Raw genomic sequence first — 1162 nt, 5'->3', positions numbered from 1 at the left:
CACGTTAACGTCGGTACTATCGGCCACGTTGACCATGGTAAAACAACGCTGACCGCTGCAATCACTACCGTTCTGGCTAAAACCTACGGTGGTAACGCGCGTGCATTCGACCAGATCGATAACGCGCCAGAAGAAAAAGCACGTGGTATCACCATCAACACGTCTCACGTTGAGTACGATACCCCGTCTCGCCACTACGCGCACGTTGACTGCCCAGGACACGCCGACTATGTGAAAAACATGATCACCGGTGCTGCTCAGATGGACGGCGCGATCCTGGTTGTTGCTGCGACTGACGGCCCAATGCCTCAGACCCGTGAGCACATCCTGCTGGGTCGTCAGGTTGGCGTTCCTTTCATCATCGTGTTCCTGAACAAATGTGACATGGTTGATGACGAAGAGCTGCTGGAACTGGTTGAGATGGAAGTGCGTGAGCTGTTGTCTCAGTACGACTTCCCAGGCGACGACACCCCAGTGGTTCGTGGTTCAGCTCTGAAAGCGCTGGAAGGCGACGCTGAGTGGGAAGCAAAAATCATCGAACTGGCAGGCTACCTGGATTCTTATATTCCAGAACCAGAGCGTGCGATTGACAAGCCGTTCCTGCTGCCAATCGAAGACGTATTCTCCATCTCCGGTCGTGGTACCGTTGTTACCGGTCGTGTAGAGCGCGGTATCGTTAAAGTGGGTGAAGAAGTTGAAATCGTTGGTATCAAAGATACGGCGAAATCTACCTGTACTGGCGTAGAAATGTTCCGCAAACTGCTGGACGAAGGTCGTGCAGGCGAGAACGTTGGTGTTCTGCTGCGTGGTATCAAGCGTGAAGAAATCGAGCGTGGCCAGGTACTGGCTAAGCCGGGTTCAATCAAGCCGCACACTCAGTTCGAATCCGAAGTGTATATCCTGAGCAAAGATGAAGGCGGCCGTCATACTCCGTTCTTCAAAGGCTACCGTCCTCAGTTCTACTTCCGTACCACTGACGTGACGGGCACCATCGAACTGCCAGAAGGCGTAGAGATGGTAATGCCGGGCGACAACATCAAAATGGTTGTTACCCTGATCCACCCAATCGCGATGGATGATGGTTTGCGTTTCGCAATCCGTGAAGGCGGCCGTACAGTAGGCGCGGGCGTTGTTGCTAAAGTTATCGCTTAATCGCTGATAA

1 protein-coding gene is annotated in these 1162 nt (G+C 53.1%); it reads left to right on the top strand.

What is annotated here, in order from left to right; all coding sequences use genetic code 11:
- Positions 1-1152: elongation factor Tu (tuf, locus tag H0248_RS21330; RefSeq protein ID WP_116156707.1), on the top strand; the 1152-nt coding region annotated here is incomplete at its 5' end.
- Between the last annotated feature and the right edge of the window lie 10 nt (positions 1153-1162).

Origin of the sequence: Pectobacterium brasiliense (genome assembly GCF_013449685.1) — a bacterium.
GTDB classification, from domain to species: Bacteria; Pseudomonadota; Gammaproteobacteria; order Enterobacterales; family Enterobacteriaceae; genus Pectobacterium; species Pectobacterium brasiliense_A.
The sequence above is the reverse complement of the archived record's forward strand: the minus strand, read 5'-3'. Positions and strand labels throughout refer to the sequence as shown.